Annotated in this window: 9 protein-coding genes; 4 read left to right on the top strand and 5 right to left on the bottom strand. The window is 73.8% G+C overall.

Features of this window, described 5'->3' with window-relative positions:
• The 5 genes from VFN12_RS07190 to VFN12_RS07170 form a co-directional block, all read right to left on the bottom strand.
• On the bottom strand, positions 1-99 hold a 99-nt coding region (locus tag VFN12_RS07190; RefSeq protein ID WP_325117944.1), incomplete at its 3' end, for an FAD-dependent oxidoreductase.
• A gap of 19 nt (positions 100-118) precedes the next feature.
• Positions 119-1513, bottom strand: a complete 1395-nt coding sequence (locus tag VFN12_RS07185) for a hypothetical protein (protein WP_325117943.1) — start codon at positions 1511-1513, stop codon at positions 119-121.
• Entirely contained in the window at positions 1504-2091 is a 588-nt protein-coding gene (locus VFN12_RS07180; protein ID WP_325117942.1) for a DUF4126 domain-containing protein, read from the bottom strand. Before VFN12_RS07180 ends, VFN12_RS07185 begins: the two co-directional genes overlap by 10 nt.
• A gap of 12 nt (positions 2092-2103) precedes the next feature.
• Positions 2104-2460 (bottom strand): ArsC/Spx/MgsR family protein, encoded by a 357-nt coding sequence (locus VFN12_RS07175; protein WP_325117941.1) that lies wholly within the window; start codon positions 2458-2460, stop codon positions 2104-2106.
• Positions 2460-2951, bottom strand: a complete 492-nt coding sequence (locus tag VFN12_RS07170; RefSeq protein ID WP_325117940.1) for a YbaK/EbsC family protein — start codon at positions 2949-2951, stop codon at positions 2460-2462. Before VFN12_RS07170 ends, VFN12_RS07175 begins: the two co-directional genes overlap by 1 nt.
• A 43-nt stretch (positions 2952-2994) precedes the next feature.
• Between VFN12_RS07170 and VFN12_RS07165 the strand changes: the two genes are divergently transcribed.
• From VFN12_RS07165 to VFN12_RS07150, 4 genes are all read left to right on the top strand, one after another.
• A complete protein-coding gene (locus VFN12_RS07165) occupies positions 2995-3438 on the top strand; it encodes a hypothetical protein (RefSeq protein WP_325117939.1) in 444 nt (147 codons plus the stop codon).
• A 186-nt stretch (positions 3439-3624) separates the two neighbouring features.
• Entirely contained in the window at positions 3625-3996 is a 372-nt protein-coding gene (locus VFN12_RS07160; protein WP_325117938.1) for a DUF6504 family protein, read from the top strand.
• Positions 3997-4009: 13 nt separating this feature from the next.
• Entirely contained in the window at positions 4010-4468 is a 459-nt protein-coding gene (locus VFN12_RS07155; protein WP_325117937.1) for an SAV_6107 family HEPN domain-containing protein, read from the top strand.
• The coding region (locus VFN12_RS07150) for a PHP domain-containing protein (RefSeq protein ID WP_325117936.1) at positions 4458-5849 on the top strand (1392 nt) is incomplete at its 3' end. The genes VFN12_RS07155 and VFN12_RS07150, both read left to right, overlap by 11 nt.

The raw sequence follows: 5849 nt of genomic DNA, 5'->3' as shown, positions 1-5849 counted from the left end.
GGACCGCTCGGTCAGGGTGACGTCGTGGCCCAGCTTGGCCAGGCGGGCGGCCGCGGCGAGCCCGCCGAAGCCACCCCCCACCACCACGACGCGCGCCATGGGGCGACCCTATAGAGCCTCAGCGCAGGTCGGGCGCCGCCTCGACCGCCCCGAAGCCGGTGTCGTACTCGCGGTCGAGGTAGGCCATCAGCGCCGCGTTGACGGGCGCCAGGCGGTCTCCGGGGGAGAGGACGGCACACGGCGAGACCTTCGCGAAGAACCCGGACGGGGTGTCGGCGAGGACCAGGGTGTTGCCCGTCGTCCCCTCGGCCCGGGTGAAGGCCACGCCGTCCCAGGCCAGGTCGTACTCGTCGGAGGTGCCGAGCGAGACACCCTGCCCGATGGCGACGGGGCGCCCGCTCCGCCCGGCGTCCATCAGCGGGACCAGGGCCTCGAGGTCCGTCGCGTTCACCCCGGTGTCGAGTCCCGCGACGAGGTGGGTCTGGAGGAGCTCGAACAGCTCGGGGTCGAGGTCGGCGAGCCGGACCGCCCCGGCCGGCAGGCGGGTGTTGAGCTCGGTGGGCCGGAAGCCGTCGGCGGTGAGGACGCCGTCGATCCCGAACGCGCCCCGGTAGCCGTGCTCGGCCTGGAGCCAGCTGCCGACACGTCGCGCGATCGAGCGCATCTCGGCCCGGTCCGCCTCCGGCGGGTCCCAGTACGACGACAGCCCGCCGTACACGAACTCGCGCTCGCCGACCTTGCGCAGGACGACGATCTCGACCGGCCGCAGGACTGCGGTGCCGTCGGGGAACACGAGGCCGTGGATCGAGCAGGGCACGCCGTCGAGGAACGGCATCACCCTGATCCGGTCGCAGTGGAGGGAGAAGAAGCTCTGCGCCACCGCCAGGTCGGCCTCCTCGTGGACCCAGCGGACGTAGTTGCCCGCACCGTGGAACCCGTCGCGCGCGTCCCCGGTCCAGACGGTGCCCAGGGGCCCCGCGAGGGCGGCGGTGGCCTCGGCGAGCGCGGCCTCCTCGACCGGAACGACGAGGTGCGGCGCGGTCGGCACGTTGCAGGCCGCCCAGACCTGCTCGGCGAACAGCTTGTCCTCCATGCGCAGGTACGACGCGGGCCGGCCCCCGACCACCCGGCGACCCAGGATCGGTTCGTCGTCGCTGACGAAGTGACCGGTGTTCCAGACGGCCTCGCCGGCCGGGTCGAAGCGTTCGATGGCCGCGACCGCGTGGTCGGGCAGGTGGTGGGCGAGGTGGTCGAGCAGCCGCAGCTCGTCGGTGACCAGGCGCGTCGTGGGTGTCTCGAGCTCGACGACGGTGCACTCGTCCGGTCCGGGGACCGGGCCGGCCCCGCGCGCGGTGGCCAGGACCAGCACCCGGCAGCCACGCTCCCGCAGGGCGGCGACCGTCGGCGTGTGCGCCGCCAGCACCGCGGGGCCCAGGATGACCGGGCGGCCGGCGTAGAGCTCGCCCAGCCGGTCGACGAGGCCGGCGCGGACCGAGGGAGAGGTCAGGTCCATGCCGGATCGCCCTTGTGCTTCCAGCGCCGCCACCCGCGCCGGACCAGCCGGGCCAGGACGAGCAGCAGGATCAGGCCCCCCGCGAGCAGCAGCCCCGCGATCGCAGCGGCGGCCCGGGGGTGGTCGATCGCGAACCACACCACGCCCAGCACCGCGAGGTCCTCGACGACGCTGGCCGTCACGTTGGTGATCGGCTCCGGCGAGGTGTTGATGGCCAGCCTGCTACCGGCCTTGACCAGGTGGGACGCGAGGGCGGTGCCGCCACCCACGACTCCCAGCACGGCCTGCTCGAGCGTGCTGGCGTCCCCGGCGAGCAGGACACCGATGACGGCGCCGACCGTGGGCCTGATGGCGGTCGAGATCGCGTCCCAGGTCGAGTCGACGTAGGGGATCTTGTCGGCGACGAACTCCAGCGCGAACATCAGCGCGGCCGCCGTGAGCACGTCCCACCGGGCGAGCACGTCGGGGATCCCCTCGACGTCGCCGAGCCGGTCGGCGATGCCGAGGACCAGGACCAGGAGGTAGGCGTTGATCCCGCTCGCCCAGCCGCCCGTGAACGTCAGGGCCAGGGACTCCATCTCGACGTCCGGTCAGCGCCCGCCGCCGAGCACCCGGTCGAGGGACTCGGGGTCGCGCGCGATCACGGTGGTGCCGTCGGCGGCGGTGATGATCGGCCGCTGGAGGGCGCGGGGGTGCTCGGCGAGCGCCGCCAGCCAGGCTTCGCGCTGCGCGGGCTCCCTGGCCAGGTCGATGCCCTCCTCCCGCGCCTCCTCGGGCCGGGCGATGTCCCAGGGCTCGAGGCCGAGGCGGGAGACCACGTCCTCGAGCTCCGCGATCGTCGGCGGGTCGTCGAGGTAGCGGCGCACGTCGTACTCGACGCCGGCGGCGTCGAGCCCGGCGACCGCCGTGCGGCACTTGGAGCAGGCCGGGTTGAGCCAGATCTCCATCAGTCGTCCCCCTGCGCGTCGTCCACGTCGACGGGGGTCGCCCCGGTCATCGCCACCAGCTCCTCGTAGGACGTGGAGAAGACAGCGGCCGGGTGGCCGGCGGCGGCCCACACGACGTCGTACTTGCGCAGCCAGGGGTCGATGTAGGTCGGCACCGGGGTGGGGTGGCCGATGGGGGAGACCCCGCCGATGACCTGGCCGGTGTGCGCCCGGACGAAGTCAGGGGCAGCCCGGTCCAGTCGGCCGGCGCCGATCCGGGCGGCCGTGGCCCGGGTGTCGACCCGGTGGGCACCCGAGGTCAGGATCAGCACCGGGGTTCCGCCGTCGTCGAAGAGCAGGCTGTTGGCGATCGCCCCGACCTCGCACCCGAGCGCCTCGGCTGCGAGCGCGGCGGTGTGGGCGGACTCGGGGAGGACCCGGATCTCACCCGCTCCGCCGAGGCGCGCGTGCGCATCGCGAAACCGGGTGATCGTCGGGTGCTCGCTGGTCATACTCTTGACCCTATTGGTCTCGAGGCACGAGGAAAGGGTGGGCATGGGGCGGCAGCGGCCGGCATCGGTGACCAGTGCGATCCGGACCCAGCTCGCACTGATCGGTGTCGGAGCGGTGACCACCCTGCTGACCGTCGTCCAGGAGGACGAGCTGGTCCGGATCTGGCTCAGTCGCCACCCCACCGGGATCGAGCCGCCGGTCTTCGTCCCGGTGGCCGTGGTCCTCTTCTTCACCTTCGCCCTGCTGGCCGCGGTGCTGGTGGTGTTCTTCCGCGGTGGCCACGGCTCCGCACGGGTCGCGCTGACCGTGCTCGCCGGGTTCATCCTGCTGGCGATGATCGCGGTGCTGCGGCTCGACCCCCCGGTGCTGTTCGTGGCGCTGGCGGTCCTCTCCGCCCTGCTCGACCTGGTGCTGGTCTTCTTCCTCTGGCACAAGGACACCAGCGAGTTCCTGCGCGGCGCCGCGCTCGCCGCCCACAGCCGCTGATCCCTCGCTGATCTTTCGCTGATTTTTCATCGGGGCTCCCGGCCCGGCCTTGACGCCGTGTCGGAGCCGGGGTGTACCTTGGTCTTGTTCGAACACATGTTCGATTCCGTTCGGCGGGGGCGACCTCGACCCCCGTCCCCGCCGGACGGCGCCAGGGGTCGATCGGCGCTGGAGAAAGGCAACGGCATGAGGCGGTACGACGACCCCGTGGAGGTGCGCAAGGGCTGGGTGTCCGGCCCGGGACACGTGGGAGAGGGGCCCGAGCAGTTCCTGTGGCGCGGTCGGTTGTGGCAGGTGCGCGCGGTGCTCGCCCACTGGGTGGAGACCGGCTCCTGGTGGCAGTCCACCGGGGCTCGTGCGGTGATCGGCTCCGAGGAGCCGGAGGCGGAGGCGGAGGAGACCCCCGACCTGGTGCCCGACCTGGTGCCCGACCTGCTGGCCGAGCGGGAGCTGTGGCGCGTGGAGGCCAGCCGGGGGCGGGCCGACGGCGGCGGGGTCTTCGACCTCTCCTTCGACTGGGGCGAGGGCCAGTGGCAGCTCGTCGGCTGTGCGGACTGAGGGGCGGCGACCGATGCGACGTACTGATCCTGTCGAGATCCACACCCTCCCCGCCACCACCCACTCCTACCTCGCCCGGGCGGCCGAGTCCCTGCAGGAGGCGATCACCTCGACCACCACCCCGACCCGGTATGCCTGCGCCCATGTCTCGGCGCTGCGGGCCGCGGCGGCGCTGCTGGCCGCCCGGGCCCATCCCGCACGTCCCGGTCGCCGTCGACCGCAGAGGAACGCCTGGGTGCTGCTGGTCGAGGTGGCCCCCGAGCTCGAGGAGTGGGCTCGGTTCTTCGCCGCGGGGGCGGGGAAGCGGGCCGCGGCCGAGGCCGGCTCGACCCGGGCGGTCACCGACCGCGAGGCCGACGACCTGGTCCGCGACGCCGACCGGTTCCTGGGGGTGGTCGAGCAGGCGCTCGGTCTCGCGCCACACCTGCCGCTCCCGGGCCGGTCCGCGGTGACGAGCACCCGTGTCTCCTGACCCCTTCGCCCACCTCCACGTCGCGTCCGGCTACTCCCTCCGCCACGGGGCCTCCCACCCACACACCCTTGTCGAGCGGGCCGCCGAGCAGGAGATGGACACCCTGGCGCTGACCGACCGCGACGGGACCTATGGCGCGGTGAAGTTCGCCAAGGCCTGCCTGACCGCCGGCGTCCGCCCGGTGTTGGGGGTCGACCTCGCCTACCGTCCCCCCGACCGTGTCGAGCCCCGCACCCGCATCCGCACGCCGGTCCGGGGCGGGGCCTACCGCGACCCCGGTCCCGACCAGGGAGGCCTGCCCCGGGTGACCCTGCTGGCCAACGCCGGAGGCGACGGCGGTGGCCGTGCCGGGTGGGCGGCGATCTGCCGGCTGGTCTCGGCCACCCACCTGGCCGGGGAGCGGGGCAGCCCGGTGACCGACCTCGACCTGCTCGCCCCCCACCTCGCAGGAGGAGACGTCCTGGTCCTGCTCGGCCCGGCCTCCGGGCTCGGCGCGGCCGTGACCCGGCGCCGCGACGACCTCGCGCTGGCCGCGCTGGCTCCGTGGCGCGAGCTGGTGCCGCGCGAGAACCTCCTCGTCGAGCTGGTCTCCCACCGGCTCCCGGGCCGGGGCGGGGAGTGGGGTCCGGGCAGCTCCGCGCACGCAGCCCGGATGGCCGGGGTCGCCCGGAGGGCAGGACTCGGCACCGTGCTCACCAACGCGGTCCGTTACGCCGACCGGCTCGACGCCCCGACCGTCGACGTCCTCGACGCCGCCCGGCGACTGGTCGCCCTCGACCGGCGCCATGTCGATCGCGGCAACGCCGAGGGATTCTTGAAGTCGGGCAAGCAGATGCACGAGGTGGCCGAGGAGATCTGCCGGCTGGCCGGGCTCTCCTCGGACAGCGACCGCGACGCCCGGCGGCTGCTGGCCGGCACCCGCGCGGTGGCCGACCGGTGCGCCCTCGACCCGCGCGCCGACCTCGGGCTGGGGGAGGTGCATTTTCCGGAGCTCGCGCTAGACCCGAGCTTGCTCGGGTCTAGCGATGACGAGCGAAGGTTGAGGAGCGTCGGCTTGGGTCGGCGCGCCAGCGCCGGAACGAGCGACGCGTCTCGAAACCCGGTGACTGCAGCGGACTCCTTACTCCGCCAACGCTGCGAGGCCGGGATCGGCCGGCGCTACGGCTCGGCCCCGGGGCAGAGGATCGTCCAGCGGCTCGACGACGAGCTGGAGGTGATCCGCCGGCTCGGCTACGCGTCCTACTTCCTCACCGTCGGCGACGTCACCGACCTGATCCGGGAGATGGGGGTGCGGTGCGCGGCCCGCGGGTCGGGGGCCGGCAGCCTGGTCAACTACCTGCTCGGTGTCTCCGGGGTCGACCCGATCCGTCACGGCCTGCTG

This window comes from Nocardioides sp. (assembly GCF_035703625.1).
GTDB lineage: Bacteria > Actinomycetota > Actinomycetes > Propionibacteriales > Nocardioidaceae > Nocardioides.
This window is presented reverse-complemented; position numbering and strand designations above follow the sequence as displayed.

Excerpts from the sequence above, each read along its gene's own strand:
- VFN12_RS07185 (WP_325117943.1), bottom strand. The coding sequence starts at position 1,513 with ATGGACCTGACCTCTCCCTCGGTCCGCGCCGGCCTCGTCGACCGGCTG.
- VFN12_RS07180 (WP_325117942.1), bottom strand. The coding sequence starts at position 2,091 with ATGGAGTCCCTGGCCCTGACGTTCACGGGCGGCTGGGCGAGCGGGATC.
- VFN12_RS07175 (WP_325117941.1), bottom strand. The coding sequence starts at position 2,460 with ATGGAGATCTGGCTCAACCCGGCCTGCTCCAAGTGCCGCACGGCGGTC.
- VFN12_RS07170 (WP_325117940.1), bottom strand. The coding sequence starts at position 2,951 with ATGACCAGCGAGCACCCGACGATCACCCGGTTTCGCGATGCGCACGCG.
- VFN12_RS07165 (WP_325117939.1), top strand. The coding sequence starts at position 2,995 with ATGGGGCGGCAGCGGCCGGCATCGGTGACCAGTGCGATCCGGACCCAG.
- VFN12_RS07160 (WP_325117938.1), top strand. The coding sequence starts at position 3,625 with ATGAGGCGGTACGACGACCCCGTGGAGGTGCGCAAGGGCTGGGTGTCC.
- VFN12_RS07155 (WP_325117937.1), top strand. The coding sequence starts at position 4,010 with ATGCGACGTACTGATCCTGTCGAGATCCACACCCTCCCCGCCACCACC.